Below are 20,672 nucleotides of genomic sequence, written 5' to 3'. Positions count from 1 at the left end.
AAACGTCTGCTGCCTGCTGCCTGCTGGCCTACCGTCTGCTGCCCGCCGCTCGCTACGAGCCGATCCGGGCCACCAGTACGCAGGCGTCGTCCTCGCGCTCGCCCTCTCCGAACTCCCCGATCACCAGGCGCACGCAGTCCTGCGCGGACCGGGCGGCGGAGAAGTGCGGCGCCAGCGCAAGCAGCCGTTCGGTCCCGTCGGCCTTGCTGAACTCGATGCTGCGCGGCGTCAGTCCGTCGGTGTGCAGGACGAGGACGTCGCCGATCTCGAGCCGCTCCTCGGCCTGGCCGTACGTGGCTCCCGAGGTCGCTCCCAGCAGGACGCCCTCGGGCGGCAGCAGCGAACGGCCCTGGCCGCGCCGGAACAGCAGCGGGGCGGGGTGGCCGGCCTGGGCCCAGGACAGCACGCGGCGCGCGGGATCGTAGCGGCAGCACACCGCGGAACCCAGCGCGGGCTGGACCGAGTTCTCCAGGAGCTGGTTGAGCCAGCCCATGAGCGGGCCCGGCTCGATGCCTGCCATGGCCATCCCGCGCAGGGCGCCGAGCATCATCGCCATGCCGGAGGTTGCGGTCACCCCGTGCCCGGTGAGGTCACCCACCGTCAGCATCGAGTGCCCGCCCGGGAGTTCCAGCGCGTCGTACCAGTCGCCGCCGATGAGCGCGCTGGTCGCGGAGGGCAGGTAGTGCGCGGCGACGTCCAGCGCCCTGGTGTTGTCGTGCGGGAACCGCAGGGAGCCGCGCCACGGGGGGAGCACGGCTTCCTGCAGCTCGACCGCCAGCCGGCGCTCGGTCTGCGCGATCTCCTGCCGGCGCTGCAGCGAGTCCCGGGACTCGCGCACCGCCCGCTGGCTCCGGCGCAGTTCACTCACGTCCCGCAGCACGGCCCACATGGAGGCCGTGCAGCCGTCGGAGTCGAGTACCGGCTCGCCCCTCATGTGCAGCGTCCGGACCCGGCCGTCGGTCCGGACGATGCGGAACTCGCCGTCGATCGGCTTGCCGTCCACCAGGCAGGCGGTCACCATCGCGGTCAGCAGCGGCTGGTCCTCGGAGAACAGGGTGGACCCCAGTTCATCGAGGGGCAGCGCGCCGGCCTCGGGGGAGCGGCCGAAGATCTGGAAGAGTTCGTCGGACCAACTGACCTCATCGGTCAGGAGGTTCCACTCGGCACTGCCGACCCTGGTCTGCTGGGCCTCGGCTCCCGTTTGAGGGGCGGCCTGCGGCAGCGCGGCCGACTCGGGCGAGGCGGGCGGCAGCCCCTCCTTGAGCTGGCCGAGGTGCGCGCGGAGGTCGTCGAGGTGGTGGACGGCGAGATCGCACAGTGCGCGCTGCCAGCGGCCCTGCGCGTCGTCGTCGTCGACGACGGTGTCGCGGCGGACGGCGTCGACTTCTCCCCGGAGCTGTCGGGTCTGCGAGATCAGCGCGTCCACCGACCCTGGCTCGGGGGGTTGCGCGGGGCGGTCCGCGTACAGGTGGGACGGCATCTGAACTCCGATACAGGCGCGGCACGGCCAAGTGTGGGGAGGACCGGTTCTGAAGGAAGGGCCGTAACGACTGTTGCACAGCCGGCGACGGCCTGTAAGGCGTTTGGCAACATCTGGGGCGGACTTGCATCGGGCATATGCCTGCGGCCTTCCGGCCCTCCTGGAGTGTGCGAACGAATCCGGTCAACCCATGCCGAGGGGCCGGCGCGCAAACCCCGCCGGCCCTTGCGGTTCCCGGGCTGTCCCGGGCCGTCAGACGGTGAGCGGCACCGGGTGGATCTCGCTGGCGGGGTGCCCCGTGCGCTCGTGGATGCGCTGGACCGCCTCCGCCGACGGCGCCTCGGAGAGGCAGTAGACCGTGCCGGACGCGGGGTCGGCCCAGGCGCGCTCGAAGTGCACGCGCTCTTCCTTCTCGATGGCCAGGTCGGCGTTGTGGGCGGCCTTCAGCTGCTCTGCGGTGATGCCGGCCATGCCGTGGTGGACATCCATGTACTTCGCCACTGCCGCACACCTCCTCCATCTGCTCGGTGTGGCACTGCCGTCCTCCTTCCATCGTCCCCCCGCGGCCGGAAACCGGCCTTTCGGACGAGGGCGATCGATCGTACGGCCGAGGTGTACGAGCCCCGCCGGTACCCCCCGAACGAAGGACCCCGTGCTCCGGCTGCTGCTGTCCGTCCCGCTGTCCGTCCTGCTCTCCGCCGCGGCCGGCGGAATGTCCGATATTCCGCCCGGCAGTTGATCCGGACTTCCCACCACACCCCTAGATCGCTACTCTACGTGCCGGTAATGAGCCGGGAAGGCTCGCTGAGGCGGGCCGCGCGCAGGGTGGGGACACAACGACATGACCGGGCAGAGCCACGGGCCGACCGACGGGCAGAGCCACGCGCCGACCGATGGGCAGAGCCACGGGCCGACCGACGGGCAGGGCCACGGGCAGAGCCGGCGGTCCTTCCTCACCTATCTGGTCGCCGCTCCGACCCTCGCCCTCGTCACGCGCGCCGGCGCCGACCTCCTCGCCCCGCAGTCCGCGCACGCCGTGATCCCGACGCTGCCCGCCATCGCGGACCTGGTGGACCTCGGCGACCTGTTCATCCTGGCCGGCGCCCCCACCTCGGCCCTGCTCGCGCTCGTCGTGGAGGCCGACGGAACGATCCGCTTCCGGCTGCCCCGCGAGGAGGTCGGCCAGGGCCTCACCACCGCCGTGGCGATGCTCGTCGCCGAGGAACTGGACGCCCCGCTGGCCGCCGTACGGGTCGACCTGGACGACGCGCGCCCCGAGCTGCTCTTCAACCAGCTCACCGGATCCTCCAACTCCATCCGCTCCCTCTACGGCCCGGTCCGCCAGTGCGCCGCCACCGCCCGGGCCCGGCTGGTCGCGGCCGCCGCCGTGCGCTGGAGCCTCCCGGCGTCCACCCTGACCACGGCGAACGGCGCCGTCCGCGCCCCCGACGGCCGCACCGCGGCCTACGGCTCCCTCGCCGCGGCCGCCGCCGACCCCACCCTCATCGTCCTGGGTGCCACCCCCAAGCCGACGGCGAAGCACGCCCTGGTCGGAAAGCCCACCAGTCGGATCGACGCCCGCGCCATGGTCACCGGGGCCCAGCGCTATACCCTCGACCTGGACGTGCCCGGGGCCAAGCCCTGCGTGGTGCGCCGCCCGCCCACGCTCGGCGGCAGCGTCCGCTCCGTCGCCAACCTGGACGCCGTCCGGGCCATGCCCGGCGTGCTGCACGTGGTCACCGTCGCCACCGGGGTCGCCGTCGTCGCCGAGACCTTCGGCCAGGCCCTCGACGCCAAGGCCGCCCTCCAGGTCACCTGGGGCCCGGGCCCGGCCGACCAACTCTCGGACGCGGCCGTGCGTACGAAGCTGCGCGCCGCCACCCCGCCGCTGCTCGTGCCGCCGCTGCTCACCGCGCACGTGGACGCCGAGTTCGACTTCGCCTTCGTCAGCCACGCCCCGATGGAGACCAACTCGGCCGTCGCCGACGTACGCGAGGACCGCGCGGAGATCTGGTCCGGGCTCAAATCGCCGATCGTGGCCCGCGAGACGATCGCCGCCGACCTCGGCCTGCCCCTCGACAAGGTCACCGTCCATGTCGTGCAAGCCGGCGGTTCCTTCGGCCGGCGGCTGTTCTTCGACGCCGCCCTGGAAGCGGCCCGGATCTCCAAGGCCTGCCGCCGCCCGGTCCGGCTGATGTGGACCAGGGTCGACGACACCCGGCACGGCCGGATGCGCCCGGCCACCCACCACAAGATCCGGGCGACGCACCTGCTGGGCGAGGTCCTCAGCTTCGAACACCGGGTCGCCGCCGCGGAGACCGACTTCCGGCACGGACTCGGCGAGATCATCACCGCCACCGCCGCCAGCCTCCCGCTCGGCATCGGCAACGCCACCCTCGCGCAGACGCTGTTCCTCACCACGATCAAGTCTCCGTACCACTTCGGGCTCACCACCCAGGCGCTCACCGAGGTCCCGACCGGGGTGCCCACCGGGTCCTGGCGGTCGGTGTACTCGGCGAACACCCGCGGCGCCGAGGAGATCGTGGTGGACGAGCTGGCCGCCGCGACCGGCCGGGACCCGTACCAGTTCCGCCGGACCTTCCTGAAGACGGCCGCCCAGCGCGCCGTACTCGACAAGGCGGCCACCGAGGGGGGCTGGGGCCGGGCCATGCCGGCCGGCTGCGCCCAGGGCATCGCCTTCCACGAGGAGTACAAGTCCCGGACGGCCTGCCTGGTCGAGATCGACACCAGGGACCCGGAGCACATCCGCGTCACGAAGGCGGTCATCGCCGTCGACGTGGGCCTGCCCGTCAATCCGCGCGGTCTGGAGGCCCAGATGATCGGCGGCCTGACCGACGCGATCTCCACCACGCTCAAGGCCGGTCTGCACCTGGACAAGGGGCTCCCGCTGGAAGGCAGTTACAGCCAGTTCCACTGGGCGCAGCAGCGCGACACCCCGAAGGACGTACGCGTCTTCGTGCTCCCGGCGACCGGAACCGAGCCCGGCGGGGCCGGCGAGCTGGGCCTGCCCGCCGCCGTGGGCGCGATCGCCAACGCCTACGCCCGGGCCACCGGCACCAAGCCGCGCAGCTTCCCCCTCGACTTCGACGTCGACTTCACCCCTTACCCGCGCTAGCCAGCCAGGAGCCGAGCCGTGCCCTCGCACACCTTCACCGTCAACGGGCAGAGCGTCACCGTGGACGCGCCCGACGATCTGCCCCTGCTGTGGGTGCTCCGCGACATGCTGGGCGTGCGCGGCCCGAAGTACGGCTGCGGAGTGGACGTCTGCAAGGCCTGCACCAGCCACCTCGACGGGGTGGACGTCCGCCCGTGCGTGGTGCCGGTCTCCGCGTGCGCGGGCAAGACGGTGACCACGATCGAGGGACTGGCCGACGGCGAGGACCTGCACCCGGTGCAGGAGGCCTGGCTCGAACAGGACGTCGCACAGTGCGGCTTCTGCCAGCCCGGCCAGATCATGGCGGCCGTCGCCCTGCTGCAGCGGACGAGCACCCCCACGGACGAGGACATCGACGCGATCGCCAACATCTGCCGCTGCGGCACGTACTTCCGCATCCGGGAGGCGATCCGCAGCGCGGCGGCGAAGATGTAGGCGGTTCACTCCATGACACAGGGTCTATATGGGGCGAATCGACACGGTTTTGGCTGATCATGCCTGAATGAGGCGTATCAATGCGAAACGTGTGCTGGTCGGCGAACCGCTCGACACCGCGCGTCTGGGCGAGACCCTGCTGCCCAAGCGGCTCGCACTCCCGATCTTCTGCAGCGACCCGCTCTCCTCCGTGGCCTACGCCACCGAGGAGATCCTGCTGATCCTCGCCCTCGGCGGGGTCGCGCTGCTCCACCTCGCCTGGTACGCGGCCGCCGCCATCGTGTTCCTGCTCGTGGTCGTCGTCGCCTCCTACCGCCAGACCTGCTACGCCTACCCGGGCGGCGGCGGCGCCTACATCGTCAGCTCCACGAACCTGGGCCCGACCGCCGGCCTCACCGCCGCGAGCGCCCTGCTCGTCGACTACGTCATGACGGTCGCCGTCTCCGTGGTCTCCGGCGTCTCCGCCATCACCTCCGCGATCCCCTCCCTCTCCGACCACGAAGTCCCCCTGTCGGTGGGTTTCGTGGTGCTGCTGACCGTCATGAACCTGCGCGGCGTACGGGAATCGGGCCGCGTCTTCGCCATCCCCACCTACGGCTTCGTCCTCGTCATCTACCTGATGTTCGCCGTGGCCGCGTACCGGCTCGCGACCGGCGACGTGATCCGCGCCGAATCCGCCGCGCTGCCGATCAGCGCGGAGGGCAACTACGCCGGCCTCGCGGTCGTGCTCCTCGCGCTCCGGGCCTTCGCCTCCGGCTGTACCGCGCTCACGGGCGTCGAGGCCATCAGCAACGGCGTGCCCGCCTTCGAGAAGCCGAAGAGCAGGAACGCGGCGACCACCCTCGCCGCGATGGGCGCGCTCGCCGTCACCATGTTCGCCGGGATCACCTTCCTCGCCATGTCCTACAAGGTGCACGTGGCGGCGGACCCGACCGAGCTGGGCCTGGCCCCCGGAACCCCGATGTCCACCGCGCTCGCGCAGATCGGCAGAGCCACCTTCGGAGACTGGCACGTCCTGTTCTACCTGCTCCAGGCCGTCACGGCCGGCGTCCTGATCCTCGCCGCGAACACCGCCTTCAACGGCTTCCCGATGCTCGCCTCGATCCTGGCCAAGGACCGGTACGTACCGCGCCAGCTCTTCAACCGCGGCGACCGGCTCGTCTACTCCAACGGCGTCGTCCTGCTGGCGCTCGCCGCCATCGCCCTGATCATCGCCTTCGACGCCCAGCTGACCCGCCTCATCCAGCTCTACATCATCGGCGTCTTCGTCTCTTTCACCCTCTCCCAGGCGGGCATGGTCAAGCACTGGCAGCAGGAGCTCGCCTCCCCGGAGGCCCGCAAGGAGGAGCGGATCCACATCCACCGCCGGCTCGCCATCAACGCGGTCGGCGCCGTCATGACCTCCGTGGTCCTGGTCATCGTCCTGATCACCAAGTTCACCCACGGGGCCTGGCTCGTCGTCATCGCCATGCCGCTGCTCTTCGTCGGGATGAAGGGCGTGCGCCGCCACTACGACACCGTGGCCTTGGAAGTCGCCGTCGCCCCCGGGGTCAAACCCCGCAAGCCCGCCCGCCACCACGTCGTCGTCCTCGTCGCCGCCGTCCACGCGCCGACCCTCAAGGCCCTCGGCTTCGCGATGGGGCTGCGCCCCGACACCCTGACGGCCCTCTCGGTGGCCGCCGACGAGGAGGACGCGAACCGGCTCCGCGCGGCCTGGGCGGACCACGACCCCGGCATCCCGCTCAAGGTGCTGCACTCCCCGTACCGCGAGGTGGTCGGGCCCGTGCTGGCCTACGTACAGGAACAGGCGGCTGCCGAGGGCACGGACATGCTCTCCGTGGTGATCCCGGAGTACGTGGTCGGGCACTGGTGGGAACAGCCCCTGCACAACCAGAACGCGCTGCGCCTCAAGGCGCGCCTGCTGTTCACGCCCGGGGTCGCGGTGATCGACGTGCCGTTCCTGCTGGAGTCCGCGAAGCCCGCGCAGGAGGGGGATCCTGGGAAGGGGGACCGGCAGGAGCGGGCGGGGGCCCGGCCTGGCGCTGGGTGACCGCGGTGTGGGCCAGCGCCAGCTCCACGACGTGCGCGGGATCGGCCAGCGAGCGGCCGGTGAGCTGCTCGAGCCGGCGCAGCCGGTTCGAGACGGTGTTGCGGTGGCAGTACAGCCGCTGCGCGGCGTACGTGGTCGAGCCCCGGCAGGTCAGCCAGGTCCCCAGGGTGGTCAGCAGGACCCTGCGGTCCTCCGGGGCCAGCGCCAGGACCGGGCCCAGTACCACCTGACGCAGCCGGCCCGCGAGTTCGGGCTCGGCGGCGACCAGCGCCGCCGGGAGCCGTTCGTCCAGCAGGGCGGTGTGCGGACCGTCGGCCCCCGGGGCGGCGCGCAGCGCGAGGACGGCCAGCCGGCGGGCCCCGGCCAGCTCGTCCGGGGTCTGAACCACCGGGCTCACCCCGGCGCGTAAGCCGAGGGGCGCGAGCAGGTCGGTCACGGAGGCGAGCGGCAGCCGGCCCAGCTCGACGAGGCCGGTCTCCCCGTCGGCCCGGATCCGCCACAGCACGCGCGGGGCGCCGCAGTCCGGGGCCGTCCACGCGCCGTCCCCGGCGTCGAGGACCACCACGGCGAACCGTCCGCGCTCGGGCAGTCCGAGCCTGCGCGCGGACTCGGCGGACCGGCCCTCCGGACCGCCGCCGTCGAACAGGGCGTCGAGCAGGGCCCCCCGCAGCTCCCGCTCGCGGTCGCCGCGTACGGCCTCGGCCCGGCGGTAGGAATCGGCGGCGGCGTCCGCCATCCGGTCGACCACGTCCCACAGGACGGGCGCCCCGGGCAGCAGCCGGGGCAGCGCCGCCCGGTCCCGGGCGGCGACGGCCTCGGCCAGGAGCTGCCACAGCAGCCGGCCGCCGAGCCGGTACACCCGCAGCAGGGAGTCGAGCGGCAGCCCCTGCCGGGCGCGGAGCTCGCCGTCGGCGCGGGCCTCGCCGAGCTCGGGCGGCAGGCCGCGGGTCTCCCGGAGAAGGCCGTCGACGGCCTGGCGCAGCAGCTGGTGGACCCGCTCGCGCAGGGCGGCCCGGCCGAGCAGGGCGACGTAGACGGCGCAGGCCGGATCCCCGTCCGGTGCCCGGTCGGCGAGCCGCTCGGCGGCCACGGCGATCCGGCGGTCCAGGTCCTCGCGTATCTCCCCGATGATCCGCTCCATGACGGGCAGGGTGGCACGTCGGAGGGGGCGCTGGGGAGGGCCTCGACGAGGCGGTGTCCGCTAGCGTGTCCGAAGCACTGCACGTGCAGTGCATATGCGGCGGTCATACCGGCAGCCAGTCCACACGGTCAGGGAACCACCCATGCGCCAGAACCCCGAGCGCCGCGCCGCGCTGCTCGACGCCGCTATCGAAGTCCTCGCCCGCGAGGGCTCACGGGGGCTGACCCTGCGCGCGGTGGACACGGAGGCCGGGGTTCCGACCGGCACCTCCTCCAACTACTTCGCCAACCGCGCCCAGCTCCTCGTGCAGATCCTGCACCGCACCCGCGAGCGGCTGACCCCCGACCCGGCGGACCTGACGGGCCCGTTCGACACGAAGGTGCTGCTGCACCGCCTCCTGGAACGCATGCGCCGCGAGCGCAGCGTCCACACCGCGATGCTGGAACTGCGCCTGGAGGCCACCCGGCGGCCCGAACTCCAGGAGGCACTGGCCGGGTTCCTGGGCGCCGAACTGGAGGCGAACATCGCCTGGCACCTGGAGGCGGGACTGCCGGGGGACCGGCAGAGCGTGGTCCTGATCTACCTGGCCATGCTCGGGCTGATCGTGGACGACCTGACCGTGCCCGGACTGCTGGACCCCCATCCCCTCCACGGGGCCGGGGGGCTCATCGACACGATGGTCGAGCGCCTCCTCCCGGAGGGGCCCGCGGACTGACTATCGTGCCGGTAGGGCTGGTTCCGGCAGGGCTGGCAGGACCGGCAGGGCTGGCAGGACTGGCAGGACCGGCAGGGCCGGCAGGACCGGCTCGCATCGCGGGGATCGTGGGGATCGCGGGAGGAACCGTGGCAATGGCGGACATCACCGGGCAGGGCGCGGGCGATGGCTCCCGCGCCTGCGACGACGGCATCCAGTGGCTCGCGGACTGGAGCGCCTGGTACGTCAGCCTCACCTTCGCCCGGGGCATCGGCCCCGAGGAACTGGCCGCCCGGCTCGGCGCCCTGCCGGACCTGCACCCCGGGCCGCTCGGGGCCATCGACGCCTGGAGCATGGTCACCGAGACGGTGGACGGCGACGGGGTGGCCCGGGTCGGGACCTGGGGCGGCTGGTCCTTCGCCGTGGAACACGGAGTGCCCGCCGGTGCGCAGCGCCTCGCGGAGGTCTCCCGCTCCGGGGTCGAGGCCGTGCACCTCGACCCGCAGCCCGATCACCCGCCCAAGCAGTTCGCGTACGCCCGGGACGGCGAGCTGGTCTGCTGCTTCGGCATCGGCGAGGAGTACTGGCGCGGCGGCCACCGGCCCGACTTCCTCCTGCCGGAGCTGGTCGAGGCCAAGATCCTCACGCCGGACGGCTGCTACGCCCGCCCCGAGGACGAACCGTACGAGGACCGCGACCGCCTCACCCTCGCCGTACTGGAACACCGCTTCGCACTGTCCCTGCCCCGCTGCCTCGTCGAGGAGACACCGCTCCCGGCCTTCGTGACCTGCACGCAGTAGGGGCGGCCGGGGATGCGCGGTTTTGGCCGGGGAGGGTGCGTCTTGTGACACTACGGGGGTGAACGCGACCGACTTGTTCCACCAGACGCTGCGCGAGCGGATCGCCCCGGCACTGCGCGACGCGGGTTTCACGGGCACGGGGCTGGAGTACCGGCTCCGCGCCGCCGAGCCCGACCACGCGCTGCTCGGCTTCCAGCGGAGCGCTTCGTCCGGGGCCGCCGAGTGCAGGTTCACCGTGAACCTGCGCGCCGTCCCGTACGAGGAACACGAGGCCCTGCGGCGGCTGCGGCCGGCGCTCGGGACCCGGCTCAGCGCCAACCGGATCGGCCCCGTCGGCTGGCACGCCAGGATCGGACGCCTCCTCGGCCATCCGCACGACCACTGGTGGACCATCACCGACGAGCGCACCGCCGCCCGCGTCGCGGACGAGGTCACGGACCTGGTGCGGCGCCACGCCGTCCCCGCGCTGTGGGGCGAGGTCACCGACCGGCCCCCGCTGCCGGGGCCCGTGGTGGATCCGGTGCCCGACTGCCTGGACCCGGTGTGCCTGCGGGCGGACAGCGGTCCGTTCCCGGTGGCGAGCGGGGTGGCCCCCCTGCCCGTGGACGTCGAGGGCACCCTCGTACTGGAGACGGGCGAACGCCGCCGGGCCTCGCCCTTCCTCACCGTCCACGACGAACGGACCGACGCGGAAGCCCGCATCGTCATCGACGCCCCCTGGCGGCTGGAGCAGCCGCTCTTCGGCTCGGTCCGGGTCGGCATCGCCGCCGACGGCGACGTCCGCGTCTCCACCAGCCCGGGCAGCTCGCTCCCCGGCCATCCGCTGGCGCTCCTCGGCGAGCTGGCCCTGTGCCGGATCAACACGGCCGAGGTCACCGGCAACGGGTCCCTGCGGCTCACCTTCGAGCAGGGCACCCCGCGCGAGGCCTGCCTCACCGTCTCCGGCACCCCGCACGCACTGACCGTCGGCGCACCCTGGCACATCGAAGGCTGGACACCGGCCCGCATCTGACGGCCCGCATCTGACGGTCGGTGTCCGGCGGCCGGTGTCCGCCGGCCCGCGGCCGGGATCAGCCGCCGAGTTGCCGTGCCAGGTGCCGGATCATCGACTCGGTCGCCGGGCTGCGGTCCCCGGTCCGGACGGTCGCATAGATGTCCCGTACGAGATGGGCCGGTTCGGCGATGTCGTGGAAGGTGATCTCCGCGCGCCGGTCCGCCGCGCTCTGCGGCACCAGTGCGACCGCGAAGTCGGCGGCGACCAGGGAGAGCAGCATCGGATAGCTGTCGGCGCGGAAGGCGATGTCCGGTTCGAAGCCGGCGGCCCGGCAGATCCCCTCGGTGACCGCCTGGAAGCCCGTGCTGGGCGTGGTCGAGGCCCAGGCGGTACGGGCGAACTCGCCGAGCCTGACCGGCCCGTCGAGCGGCGGCCTGGCGTGCGGGGGAACGGCGAGCATCAGCTTCTCCCGGCGCAGCAGCACCTGCCGCAGACCGCGCAGGTCGGGCTCCGGGAGGTGGGGGTACTGGTGGGTGACCGCCAGGTCCAGGCTGCCCGCGGCCAGCGAGGGCAGTGCCAGCTCCGGCTCCAGCTCGGTCAGGCTCACGTCGAGCCCCGGATGGGTCCGCCGGAAGGCGGCCAGCGCCGGCACCGTGAAGGGCTCCGCGGCCGAGGCGAAGGTGGCGACCCGCAACTGGCCGTCGCGCAGCCCCGCGATGTCGCGCAGCGCCTCCTCCGCGGCCTCGATCTCGGCGAGCACGCGGGTGGCGTGGGACACCAGGGTGTGCCCGGCTGCGGTCAGGCGTACGCTCCGACCGGAGCGCTCCAGCAGCGGACAACCGGCCTGGCGCTCGAGCGCGGACAGCTGCTGGGAGGCGGCGGAGGCGGTGACGTCGGCGCGCAGTGCGGCACCTGCGATGGTGCCCGTGCGCGCGACATCGACGAGGAGCTTCAGTTTCCGGGGGTCGAGCATTAGTTGATCTTATGCTCAGGTTTACGCGCGTCCGCTGGTTTTGAGGCCGGTGAGCGACTTTGATGGGTTTGCCAGGCCTCGTACCGGAGCAGGGGGACCACTCATGGGCACCGAACACAGTCCGAAGGACAGCGCGGACGGCGCGGACAGCGGGAGCGCCACCACCACCGCACCCACCCTCATCGGTTCCGTGCAGCGGGCGTTGCGGCTCGTGGAGGCGATGTACGCGGAGGGCGGGGCGACCGCCAAGCGTCTTTCCCGGCTCACCGGAATCCCGTTGCCCACCGTGTACCACCTGCTGCGCACCCTCAGCCACGAGGGCTACGTACAGCGCGAGGGCGGGTCCTTCCGGCTCTCGGACGATCTGCCGCTCGCTTCGTGACGGCAGGGCCGCGAGGCCGTGGGTTCGTGGGTTTGTGGGGGCGGTCGGGGCTCGTAACCCCAAGTAATGATCAAAATGCGTGGGGTTCCGGCCAAGCTGTCACGTGCCATCGTGCATGTTCCAGCGGAAAATGCCAGAACGCCCTTTCGCAGTGTGGAAGTTGAGTAGGTTCCCTTCTGTCGCGCCGCACGACCGTGCACCACGCACGGTCCGGCCGGGAGGGGAGCCCGCGTGCCCGGGATCGACGAATGCCTGCTCGAAGCCATGGCCCTGCCTGGTGCCAGGGGGGCCGCGCTGGTCGACTGGAGCAGCGGACTGGCCCTCGGCACCGCCGGGGAATCACCGGTGGGGGACCACGAGACCACCGCGGCCGAGACCGCCGAACTGGCCCGGGCGGCCGCCGAGTACGAGTCCTTCGCCCCGGGCGGGACCGATGCGCAGGACGCCGCCGGGCTGCCGGTGGAGGACCTGATCGTCACCACCCGGACCGGGTACCACGTGCTCCGCTTCGTGGAGACCAGCTTCGACAGCAGCGTGTTCCTGCACCTGTGGCTCGACCGGACCGACGGCAACCTCGCCCTCGCCCGGCACAGACTCCGGGCCCTGGCCGAGGAGCTGGTGCTGAAGTGACCGCCGCCGTCGCCGCCGTCTCCCCGCTGCTCACCCGGCTCGCCGCCGAGCGGGCGACCGGCGCCCTGTTCCGCGAGCGCGGCACCCTCTTCCTGGAGGACGGCCGCGTGGTGCACGCGGAGAGCCCGGCCACCCCCGGACTCGACGTCCTGCTCACCACCGGCGGGGGCCTCACCCCCGAGCGCTGGACCGACGCCGTGAACCAGGCCGGTGCCCGCCGCCAAGTCGCCCGCTTCCTCGTCGACAGCGGCGGGCTCGCGGGCGGCGAGCTGGAGATATGCCACCTCGCCGCGATCTTCGACGCCGCCTTCTTCGCGCTCTCCCCGGGCAGCGGCCCCTCCCGCTTCCGCCGCGGGGCCACCCACTGGATCGGCTCCGTCCGCTCCGTTCCGGCCGCCGCCGTCGAACGGGAGACCTGCCGCCGCCGGGAGCTCCTCGACGTGGTCTGGCCCTACCCGCTGCTGGACACCTCCCCGGTGGTGCCCCGCCCCGCCGCCCCCGGCCAGACCGTCACCGCACGCCAGCGGATCCTCCTCGACCGGGCCGACGGGGTACGGACACCGGCGGACCTCGCCTGGGTGTTGGGCCGGCCGGCCTTCCACACCCTGCTCGACGTACGACGCCTCGCGGCGGCCGGGCTGGTCGAGACCCCGCGCGCGCCGGCACCCGTCGCCGCCGCGGAGACGCCGCTGCCCGACTGGATGACGCAGGCGCAGTCCCCGGACGTGGCACTGCTGCGCCGGTTACGCGACGCACTGGAGGCAAGCCTGTGAGGCTCCCGCTGCGAGCCGCCCAGCGCGGCGACCGTTCCGAGCGGCGGCAGTCCGAAAGGAGAAGGTCCGACATGAGTACGGTGCCCGCCGAAGCCGAGGCCGAGATACTCGCGGAGCTCCGACGGCTGCGGGCCCGCGTCCCGCAGCTGGGCGGGGCCCTCGCCGCGAGCGTCGACGGTCTGGTCCTGGCCCACGACAGCGCCGCCACCGAGGCGGAATCCGTGGCCGCCCTGACCGCCGCGGCCCTCGGAGTGGCCCAGCGGCTCAGTGACTGCACCGGGCAGGGCGGGTTCCGCGAGCTGCTCGTACGCGGAGAGGACGGCTACGTCGCCACCTACGCGGCGGGCGACGCGGCCGTACTGACCCTGATCGCGGAGCCGCGCGTCAACGTCGGCCGGCTCCACCTGGAGGCCCGCCGGTCCAGCCTGCGCATAGCGGAGCTGATCGACCACAGCCTCGGCCGCCGCGGCCCGGCGCCGGGCGCGGGCCCGGGTTCCTGACCCCCTCGACCACGTACATCCGTACCGACCGAACCGTACTGCCCGAAAGCCCAGCAAACCGAAGAGAAAGAGGAACGTCATGGCCAACGTGGAGACATCGCTCAAGGAAGCCAGCACCAGCATCGACGGCGTGCTCGGCGTCGCCCTGGTCGACTGCAGCAGCGGTATGGCACTCGGCACCCTCGGCGGCGGAAAGGACCTCGACCTCACGGTCGCCGCCGCGGGCAATACCGACGTGGTGCGGGCCAAACTCCGCACGATGGAGATGCTCGGTCTGAAGGACGAGATCGAGGACATTCTCATCACCCTCGGAACCCAGTACCACCTGATCCGGCTCCTGAAGGGCCGGGGCTCCGCGGGGCTCTTCCTCTACCTCGCGCTCGACAAGACGCGGGCCAACCTCGCCATGGCCCGGCACCAGTTGAAGAAGATCGAGGCGGAGCTCGAAGTCTGATCCGATGACGGCGAGGTGGCGGGCGGCTGAACTCATTGCCGCCCGCCCCGCGGCTTCTTACGTATGTCCCGAGACGACCGATATTTACCATCTCGTGGCACAGTACGATGCTGCAATCGGCTGATCATCACGAATGCCATAAAGCTGGAGAACTCGCCCCCATGCCTCCGCGCCTGAGTATCGTCGTCCCCGTTTACAACGTCGAGCTCTATCTCGACGAGTGCCTGGAATCCATCGCGGCACAGACATTCGGTGACTTCGAAGTCGTTCTAGTCGACGACGGATCCACCGACGCCAGCGCGGCACTCGCCCAGGCATTCGTCGAGCGTGACGACCGCTTCCGGCTGGTGCTCCAGAAGAACGCGGGACTCGGTGCGGCCCGCAATGTGGGCGCCCGCCACATCAGCCCGGGCACCGAGTACCTGGCCTTCGTCGACAGCGACGACACCCTGCCGCCGGACGCCTACCGGCGCATGGTCGACGCCCTCGACGCGACCGGCTCCGACTTCGCGGCCGGCAACGTCAAGCGCTTCCGCTCCGTCGGCATGCAGCAGTCCTGGGGACACCGCGCCGCCTTCGGCGCGACCCGGCTGAAGACCCACATCTCGAAATTCCCGGCGCTGGTCACCGACCGCACCGCGTGGAACAAGGTCTACCGGCGCGGCTTCTGGGACGAGCACGCCTTCCAGTACCCGGAAGGCATCCTCTACGAGGACGCCCCCGTCTCCATCCCGGCGCACTACTTCGCCAAGAGCGTCGACGTCCTCAGGGAGTGCGTCTACCACTGGCGGGTCCGCGAAACCGGCGAGCGCTCCATCACCCAGCGCTCCACCGACCCGGTCTCGGTCATCGACCGGGTCGCCTCCGTCCGCCTGGTCCGCGAGGCCCTCCAGGGCCGGCAGGGCGCCGCCTACACCCGCTACCTGCGCGGCTACGACCACAACGTGCTGATCGAGGAACTCCCGCTCATCTACAAGTACGTCGGCGAGGCGGGCGCCGACTTCCGTGCCGCCTTCGCCAGGGAAGTCGGCGGCCTCGTCCGGGAGATCGGTCCCGGGCCGTGGCCCGACATGGCGGTCGCGGACCGGCTCAAGGCCTACCTCGCCGGGGAGGGCCGGATCGAGGAGTTCGTGGCCCTCATCCAGCACCAGCGCGACTTCGCCTTCAGCGTGCCCGTCAAGGGACTTGCCCGCCCGCAGGCCGACTACCCCTTCCTCACGGCACCGGTCCCCGCGAAGCTCCTCACGCTCGGCCAGCCCGAACGCCGCGTCGACAGTCGCGTGGAGGAGGCCCGCTGGGCCGACGGCAAACTGCTGCTGCGCGGCTACGCCGTGCCCGGACACCTGGGCGCCGAGAGCCGCCTCGGCGCGCGCAAACTGCTGGTCTTCCGGCAGAACCGCAAGGGCCGCCGGGCCATCGTCACCACCCGTACGGTCGCCTCCCCGACGGCCACGGTGAACTCCGAGCACCTCGCCCTGCGCCACGCCGACTGGGCCGGATTCACCGCCGTCGTCGACCCGGCCGCCTTCCGGACGGGAGGCACATGGAACGAAGGCGTGTGGAACACCTCCGTCGTCCTCACCGCCGCCGGAGGTCTGCACCGCGCCCGGCTCAAGGGCGGCGAGCACGACAGCGGACAGAACCCGCCGGCGCACTGGGTCGCCCCGGACGTGCGGATCGTCCCGAGCACCACCGGTACCTTCAGCGTCCGGGTCGAGATCGTCCGGGCCCGCGCCCTGGACGTCCGCCCGGCCGGAGACGAAGCCGTCGAGGTGTCGGGCGAGCTCGCCGCCGAGGTCGGCGCGGGAGCCGCCCTGCGCGCCAAGCACGCCCCCACCGGAACCGTGCTCAGCTTCCCGCTGGAGAGCGCCCCCGCCGTCACCGGCGGCCGGATCCCCTTCACCGTCCGCGTGCCGCTGGCCGCTCTGGCCGCCGTCGCGGGGGCCCCGGGCGCGCTCGGCGCGTGGACCCCCAAGCCGTGGACCCTGTCCGTCACCGGCGCCGACGGCTCCGAGCACCCGCTGGCGCACGACGAGCGCGCCGGGTTCGCCGGACTGGTCGTCGCGCTGCCCGGCGAGGAGCCCGGCCGGTCCGTCTTCGCCAAGCGCGGCAACACCGGACACCTCACCCTCTCGGTCCAGTCCTCCCCGCCGCTGATCGACACCGTAGAAGCCGAGGACGGCGCCCTGACGCTCCGGGGCCGCTTCCTCGCGCCCCTGGACGAGCCCTACGAACTGGTCCTGCACAACAACCAGGTCGGCCTGGAGTTCAGCTACCCCGTCACCCGTGACGGCGATGTATTCGAAGCCTCCTTCGAGCCGGTGCTCCCCGAGAGCCGCGCCGGCCGCACCCCGCTGCCGCAGGGCCGCTGGTGGCCCACGCTGCGTCCGGTTTCCCAGGGCGGGGTCACCGCGGGCCTGGTCGCAGTGGAGCGGGGCGCGCCGCTGCAGTTCGCTCCCACCGCCCTGCACTCGGGGCCCCACGCCGTCACCGCCCTGGGCCGGCCGATACGCGTCGAATGCCGCGTCCACGACCGTGTCGTGCTGGTCGCGGACCCGATGCTCAGCCCGCACGACCGCTCGCGCTACGCGCAGCGGATCGCGCGCGACGTGACGTACCCGGAGCAGAGCGCCCTCCCGGTCGAGGACATCGTGGTCTACGACGCCTTCCAGGGGCACGGCGCCGGTGACTCGCCCCGTGCCGTCCACGAGGAGCTCCTGCGGCGCGGCGAGAAACTCGAACACGTCTGGCTGGTGCGCGACGGCCGCGCCGAGGTCCCGCAGACCGCCCGCGCGGTCCAGTACGACAGCCGGGAATTCTGGGACGTGCTCGCGCGGGCCCGGTACTACGTGGTCAACGACAGCGTGCCGCGCGCTTTCCGCCGCCGCCCCGGCCAGACCGTCGTGCAGACGTGGCACGGTACGCCGCTGAAGCAGATCGGCCACGACTTCATGCACGACTACTACACCAGCCCCGAGGTGCTGGACGCGCTGGAGCACGACAGCGCCCAGTGGTCCCTGCTCGCCTCCCCGGGCTCGTACGCCACGCCGGTCCTGAAGCGGGCGCTCGGCTACGACGGCGAGGTCGTCGAGTCCGGCAGCCCACGCACGGACGCGCTGATACGGCCCGACGCGGAACGGATCGCGGAGGTCCGTCGGCGGCTCGGCCTGCCGGAGGGCAAGAAGGTCGTCCTGTACATGCCCACGTGGCGGGAGAACCGCCGGGGCTGGACGCTCACCTCCGGCTACAAGCTCGACCTGAAGATCGACCTGGACGCGGCCCGCCGTGAGCTCGGCGAGGACCACGTCCTGCTGATCCGCGGCCACCACAAGGTCACCGAGCAGGTGCGCGACGGCGTCCGCGACGGGTTCGTCGTCGACGTGTCGCGCTGGCCCGACCCCACCGACCTGCTGCTCGTCGCCGACGTGCTGATCTCGGACTACTCCTCCGCGATCTTCGACTTCGTGCACACCGGCCGGCCGGTCCTGCTCTTCGCGTACGACCTGGAGCACTACCGGGACACGCTCCGCGGCTTCACCTTCGACCTGGAGGAGAAGGCCCCGGGCCCGCTGCTCAGGGATTCGGCGAGCCTGATCGAGGCCGTGCGGAACGCGGACGCGGTGGGCGCGCAGTACGCGCGGGCGCGGGCGGCGTTCCGGGAGGAGTTCTGCGACCTGGACGACGGTCAGGCGGCTCGGCGGATCGTCGATCGCATGCTCGGCATGTAACCCACAGGAGTGCATTCCAGGCGGGATGCGGACCGGTCCCGGCCCCACCGATGAGTTTCGGGGCCGCGGCCGGTCTGTTCTGTATGTGCGGGACGGATTCCCCCACCCCCACGCATTCTGGAGGCAGTCATGGCGAGCAACCCCTTCACCACGTGTCTGTGGTTCGACGGCGCGGCGGAGGCCGCCGCCGACTACTACCTCTCGGTCTTCAAGGACGGCAAGCGCGGCCGCGTCGGCCTCTACCCGGAGGGCAGCCCCGGCGTCGCCGGCGAGGTCATGGTCGTCGAGTTCGAGATCAACGGCCAGAAGTTCGTCGGCCTCAACGGCGGCCCGCAGTTCCCCTTCACCGAGGCCGTCTCCTTCCAGATCCACTGCGCCGACGACGCCGAGGCGGACTACTACTACGAGGCGCTGACCGGCGACGGCGGCCAGGAATCCGCCTGCGGCTGGGTCAAGGACAAGTTCGGGCTGTCCTGGCAGGTCATCCCGGCCGGGGCCATCGAGCTGATCTCCGACCCCGACCCGGGGCGGGCCGCGCGGGCGACCGCCGCGATGATGAAGATGAAGAAGCTCGACGTGGCGGAGATGCGGCGGGCGGCCGACGCGGGCTGAGGCGGGCTGAGGCGGCCCGCCGCCGGGCCGGTGCGGCTCGGCGGCGGCCCCGCCGGGCCCGGCGAGGGCCCGGCGAAGGCCCGGCCGGCTAGGGGAGCGCGCCGGCCGCGGCGATCCGCGCCAGCAGGGCGGGGAGCGCCGTCCCGATGGGCTCGCGGATCACCTCGTCGGCGAGGGAGTCGTACGGGGTCTCCTGCGCGTTCACGATGATCAGGCGGGCCCCGGCCTCCGCGGCCATCCCGGCCAGCGAGGCCGCGGGCTGCACCTGGAGCGTCGAGCCCACGGCCACGAAGACCTGGCACCCCTTGGCCACCGCGACGGCCCGCGCCAGCACCTCGGGGTCCAGCCGCTCCCCGAACATCACGGTCGCCGCCTTCAGGATCCCGCCGCACCCGAGGCAGGCCGGATCCGGTTCCCCGGCGGTGACCCGGGCCAGCGCCTCGTCCATCCCGGTACGGGCGTGACAGGCCGTGCACACCACGGCCCGCGCCGTGCCGTGCAGTTCGAACACCTTGCGCGCGGGGGTCCCGGCGAGCTGGTGCAGCCCGTCCACGTTCTGGGTGATCACCCGCAGCGGGACTCCGGTGCGCTCCAGTTCGGCGACGGCGAGGTGCGCGGCGTTCGGCCGCGCCCCCAGGGCCCCGAGCTCGGCGCGCATCAGCCAGGACCGGCGCCGGATCTCCGGATCGGCCATGTAGTACGCGTAGGTCACGAGCTTCTCGGCGTCGGCCTCCCGGCGCCACAGCCCCTGCGGCCCCCGGTAGTCGGGAATCCCCGAATCGGTGGACATCCCGGCCCCACTGAACACTGCGACGAGCGGCTTTCCCATGCGCCGACTCTAGGCAGCCCGGACGGCGTTCACCACGGGGTTTCGGCTAGCGCGCGGACCCCGACTCCGCGTCCAGCAGTTCCTGAAGCCGGGGCCCGGCTCCGCGCGGACCTCCGTAGGGTGGCGGCATGCCGACCACCGTCCTGTACTGCTCCGATCCGCTGAACGAGCGCCTCCCCGACGCCCACTTCGCCGAGGAGGCACGCGCGGTGCGCGCCGCCGGGGGCGGCATCGGGCTCATCGACCACGACGCACTGCTCGCCGGGGACGCCGACCGGGCCGTGGCCCGGGTGCCCGCCGGGGCGGGCGCGCTCTGGTACCGGGGCTGGATGATCCCGGCGGCCCGGTACGCCGGCCTCGACGCGGCCCTGCGCGAGCGCGGATGCGCACTGCGCGTCACTCCTGACGCGTACCGGAGCGCCCATGAACTCCCGGGCTGGTACGAGGCGTTCGCCGGACTGACCCCGCCCAGCCGGTGGCTGGCGACACCTCCGGGGCAGACCCCGGAGCCGGCCCGGCTCGCGGACGCCGCCGCGGCCCTCCCGTCCCGCGCCGGGATCGTGAAGGACTACGTCAAATCCCGGAAGCACCAGTGGGCGGAGGCCTGCCACCTCCCCGACCTCGCGGACCGGGCCGCCGTCCACCGCGTGGTGAACCGCTTCGTGGAGCTCCAGGGCGAGGACCTGGCCGGCGGGGTGGTGCTGCGCGCCTTCGAAGAATTCACTGCGGCCGAGGGCGTGGCCACCGAGGTGCGGGTCTGGTGGCGGGACGCCGAACCCCGGCTGGTCACGGCCCACCCCGACAGCCCGTACGCCGAGGCCGCGGCGCCGGACCTCGGACCCGTGCGGGCCGCGGTCGCGGAGCTCGGCTGCGCCTTCGTCACCACGGACCTCGCGCTGCGCGCGGACGGGGTCTGGCGGGTCGTGGAGGTGGGCGACGGGCAGGTGAGCGATCTGCACCGGGACGCCGATCGCGCCGCGTTCGTCCGCCTCCTGACGGGCGGTTGAGCCCGGACGGGACGC

At 72.7% G+C, this 20,672-nt stretch carries 17 protein-coding genes and 2 pseudogenes; 14 read left to right on the top strand and 5 right to left on the bottom strand.

Going from position 1 to position 20,672, the window contains the following annotated elements:
• Positions 1 to 52 precede the first annotated feature (52 nt).
• Both AC3IYI_RS03490 and AC3IYI_RS03485 read right to left on the bottom strand, forming a co-directional pair.
• Positions 53 to 1,480 (bottom strand): PP2C family protein-serine/threonine phosphatase, encoded by a 1,428-nt coding sequence (locus AC3IYI_RS03490; RefSeq protein ID WP_489408799.1) that lies wholly within the window; start codon positions 1,478 to 1,480, stop codon positions 53 to 55.
• 252 nt (positions 1,481 to 1,732) lie between these two features.
• Positions 1,733 to 1,981, bottom strand: coding sequence for an SCO4226 family nickel-binding protein (locus AC3IYI_RS03485; protein ID WP_489408798.1), 249 nt, complete (start codon positions 1,979 to 1,981; stop codon positions 1,733 to 1,735).
• 340 nt (positions 1,982 to 2,321) lie between these two features.
• Here AC3IYI_RS03485 and AC3IYI_RS03480 point away from each other — a divergent pair, with 340 nt between their 5' ends.
• The 3 genes from AC3IYI_RS03480 (at position 2,322) to AC3IYI_RS03470 (ending at position 7,140) form a co-directional block, all read left to right on the top strand.
• Positions 2,322 to 4,616: a xanthine dehydrogenase family protein molybdopterin-binding subunit gene (locus AC3IYI_RS03480; protein ID WP_489408797.1), complete on the top strand. Its 2,295-nt coding sequence runs from the start codon at positions 2,322 to 2,324 to the stop codon at positions 4,614 to 4,616.
• An 18-nt stretch (positions 4,617 to 4,634) separates the two neighbouring features.
• Positions 4,635 to 5,090, top strand: a complete 456-nt coding sequence (locus tag AC3IYI_RS03475; protein ID WP_489408796.1) for a (2Fe-2S)-binding protein — start codon at positions 4,635 to 4,637, stop codon at positions 5,088 to 5,090.
• A gap of 67 nt (positions 5,091 to 5,157) precedes the next feature.
• Entirely contained in the window at positions 5,158 to 7,140 is a 1,983-nt protein-coding gene (locus AC3IYI_RS03470; RefSeq protein ID WP_489408795.1) for an APC family permease, read from the top strand.
• Between the two features lie 70 nt (positions 7,141 to 7,210).
• Here the strand turns inward: AC3IYI_RS03470 and AC3IYI_RS03465 are convergent.
• A pseudogene (locus tag AC3IYI_RS03465) lies at positions 7,211 to 8,281 on the bottom strand (RsbRD N-terminal domain-containing protein); the annotation flags it as partial.
• A 142-nt stretch (positions 8,282 to 8,423) separates the two neighbouring features.
• Between AC3IYI_RS03465 and AC3IYI_RS03460 the strand changes: the two are divergent.
• The 3 genes from AC3IYI_RS03460 to AC3IYI_RS03450 all read left to right on the top strand — a co-directional run bounded on the left by AC3IYI_RS03460 (position 8,424) and on the right by AC3IYI_RS03450 (position 10,787).
• Positions 8,424 to 8,996, top strand: a complete 573-nt coding sequence (locus AC3IYI_RS03460; protein WP_489408794.1) for a TetR/AcrR family transcriptional regulator — start codon at positions 8,424 to 8,426, stop codon at positions 8,994 to 8,996.
• 134 nt (positions 8,997 to 9,130) lie between these two features.
• Positions 9,131 to 9,775, top strand: coding sequence for a DUF6461 domain-containing protein (locus AC3IYI_RS03455; RefSeq protein ID WP_489408793.1), 645 nt, complete (start codon positions 9,131 to 9,133; stop codon positions 9,773 to 9,775).
• A gap of 58 nt (positions 9,776 to 9,833) precedes the next feature.
• Positions 9,834 to 10,787: a DUF4304 domain-containing protein gene (locus tag AC3IYI_RS03450; RefSeq protein WP_489408792.1), complete on the top strand. Its 954-nt coding sequence runs from the start codon at positions 9,834 to 9,836 to the stop codon at positions 10,785 to 10,787.
• Between the two features lie 58 nt (positions 10,788 to 10,845).
• On the opposite strand, the gene AC3IYI_RS03445 is transcribed toward AC3IYI_RS03450, so the two are convergent.
• Positions 10,846 to 11,742, bottom strand: a complete 897-nt coding sequence (locus AC3IYI_RS03445; protein ID WP_489408791.1) for a LysR family transcriptional regulator — start codon at positions 11,740 to 11,742, stop codon at positions 10,846 to 10,848.
• 103 nt (positions 11,743 to 11,845) lie between these two features.
• Between AC3IYI_RS03445 and AC3IYI_RS03440 the strand changes: the two are divergent.
• The 7 genes and pseudogenes from AC3IYI_RS03440 to AC3IYI_RS03410 all read left to right on the top strand — a co-directional run.
• Positions 11,846 to 12,097: pseudogene (locus tag AC3IYI_RS03440) on the top strand (helix-turn-helix domain-containing protein); the annotation flags it as partial.
• A 258-nt stretch (positions 12,098 to 12,355) separates the two neighbouring features.
• Positions 12,356 to 12,754 (top strand): hypothetical protein, encoded by a 399-nt coding sequence (locus tag AC3IYI_RS03435; RefSeq protein WP_489408790.1) that lies wholly within the window; start codon positions 12,356 to 12,358, stop codon positions 12,752 to 12,754.
• Entirely contained in the window at positions 12,751 to 13,527 is a 777-nt protein-coding gene (locus AC3IYI_RS03430; protein WP_489408789.1) for a transcriptional regulator, read from the top strand. Before AC3IYI_RS03435 ends, AC3IYI_RS03430 begins: the two co-directional genes overlap by 4 nt.
• Before the next feature lie 71 nt (positions 13,528 to 13,598).
• On the top strand, positions 13,599 to 14,027 hold the full coding sequence (locus AC3IYI_RS03425) for a roadblock/LC7 domain-containing protein (RefSeq protein ID WP_243341217.1): 429 nt from the start codon (positions 13,599 to 13,601) through the stop codon (positions 14,025 to 14,027).
• A gap of 79 nt (positions 14,028 to 14,106) precedes the next feature.
• Positions 14,107 to 14,481: a hypothetical protein gene (locus AC3IYI_RS03420; RefSeq protein ID WP_489408788.1), complete on the top strand. Its 375-nt coding sequence runs from the start codon at positions 14,107 to 14,109 to the stop codon at positions 14,479 to 14,481.
• A gap of 161 nt (positions 14,482 to 14,642) precedes the next feature.
• Complete coding sequence (locus tag AC3IYI_RS03415) at positions 14,643 to 18,209, top strand: bifunctional glycosyltransferase/CDP-glycerol:glycerophosphate glycerophosphotransferase (RefSeq protein WP_489408787.1); 3,567 nt, start codon at positions 14,643 to 14,645, stop codon at positions 18,207 to 18,209.
• Between the two features lie 129 nt (positions 18,210 to 18,338).
• On the top strand, positions 18,339 to 18,821 hold the full coding sequence (locus tag AC3IYI_RS03410; RefSeq protein WP_274547293.1) for a VOC family protein: 483 nt from the start codon (positions 18,339 to 18,341) through the stop codon (positions 18,819 to 18,821).
• Between the two features lie 88 nt (positions 18,822 to 18,909).
• Here AC3IYI_RS03410 and AC3IYI_RS03405 read toward each other — a convergent pair whose 3' ends face one another.
• Complete coding sequence (locus AC3IYI_RS03405) at positions 18,910 to 19,650, bottom strand: SIR2 family NAD-dependent protein deacylase (protein WP_489408786.1); 741 nt, start codon at positions 19,648 to 19,650, stop codon at positions 18,910 to 18,912.
• 128 nt (positions 19,651 to 19,778) lie between these two features.
• Between AC3IYI_RS03405 and AC3IYI_RS03400 the strand changes: the two genes are divergently transcribed.
• A complete protein-coding gene (locus AC3IYI_RS03400) occupies positions 19,779 to 20,657 on the top strand; it encodes an ATP-grasp domain-containing protein (protein ID WP_489408785.1) in 879 nt (292 codons plus the stop codon).
• Positions 20,658 to 20,672: the final 15 nt, after the last annotated feature.

Source organism: Streptomyces sp. GL_148, from assembly GCF_057834205.1.
This window is presented reverse-complemented; position numbering and strand designations above follow the sequence as displayed.

What these genes read in the sequence shown, in the direction of transcription:
- AC3IYI_RS03490 (WP_489408799.1), bottom strand. Translation starts at nt 1,480, where the DNA reads ATGCCGTCCCACCTGTACGCGGACCGCCCCGCGCAACCCCCCGAGCCA.
- AC3IYI_RS03480 (WP_489408797.1), top strand. Translation starts at nt 2,322, where the DNA reads ATGACCGGGCAGAGCCACGGGCCGACCGACGGGCAGAGCCACGCGCCG.
- AC3IYI_RS03470 (WP_489408795.1), top strand. Translation starts at nt 5,158, where the DNA reads ATGAGGCGTATCAATGCGAAACGTGTGCTGGTCGGCGAACCGCTCGAC.
- AC3IYI_RS03460 (WP_489408794.1), top strand. Translation starts at nt 8,424, where the DNA reads ATGCGCCAGAACCCCGAGCGCCGCGCCGCGCTGCTCGACGCCGCTATC.
- AC3IYI_RS03455 (WP_489408793.1), top strand. Translation starts at nt 9,131, where the DNA reads ATGGCGGACATCACCGGGCAGGGCGCGGGCGATGGCTCCCGCGCCTGC.
- AC3IYI_RS03445 (WP_489408791.1), bottom strand. Translation starts at nt 11,742, where the DNA reads ATGCTCGACCCCCGGAAACTGAAGCTCCTCGTCGATGTCGCGCGCACG.
- AC3IYI_RS03425 (WP_243341217.1), top strand. Translation starts at nt 13,599, where the DNA reads ATGAGTACGGTGCCCGCCGAAGCCGAGGCCGAGATACTCGCGGAGCTC.
- AC3IYI_RS03420 (WP_489408788.1), top strand. Translation starts at nt 14,107, where the DNA reads ATGGCCAACGTGGAGACATCGCTCAAGGAAGCCAGCACCAGCATCGAC.
- AC3IYI_RS03415 (WP_489408787.1), top strand. Translation starts at nt 14,643, where the DNA reads ATGCCTCCGCGCCTGAGTATCGTCGTCCCCGTTTACAACGTCGAGCTC.
- AC3IYI_RS03410 (WP_274547293.1), top strand. Translation starts at nt 18,339, where the DNA reads ATGGCGAGCAACCCCTTCACCACGTGTCTGTGGTTCGACGGCGCGGCG.
- AC3IYI_RS03405 (WP_489408786.1), bottom strand. Translation starts at nt 19,650, where the DNA reads ATGGGAAAGCCGCTCGTCGCAGTGTTCAGTGGGGCCGGGATGTCCACC.
- AC3IYI_RS03400 (WP_489408785.1), top strand. Translation starts at nt 19,779, where the DNA reads ATGCCGACCACCGTCCTGTACTGCTCCGATCCGCTGAACGAGCGCCTC.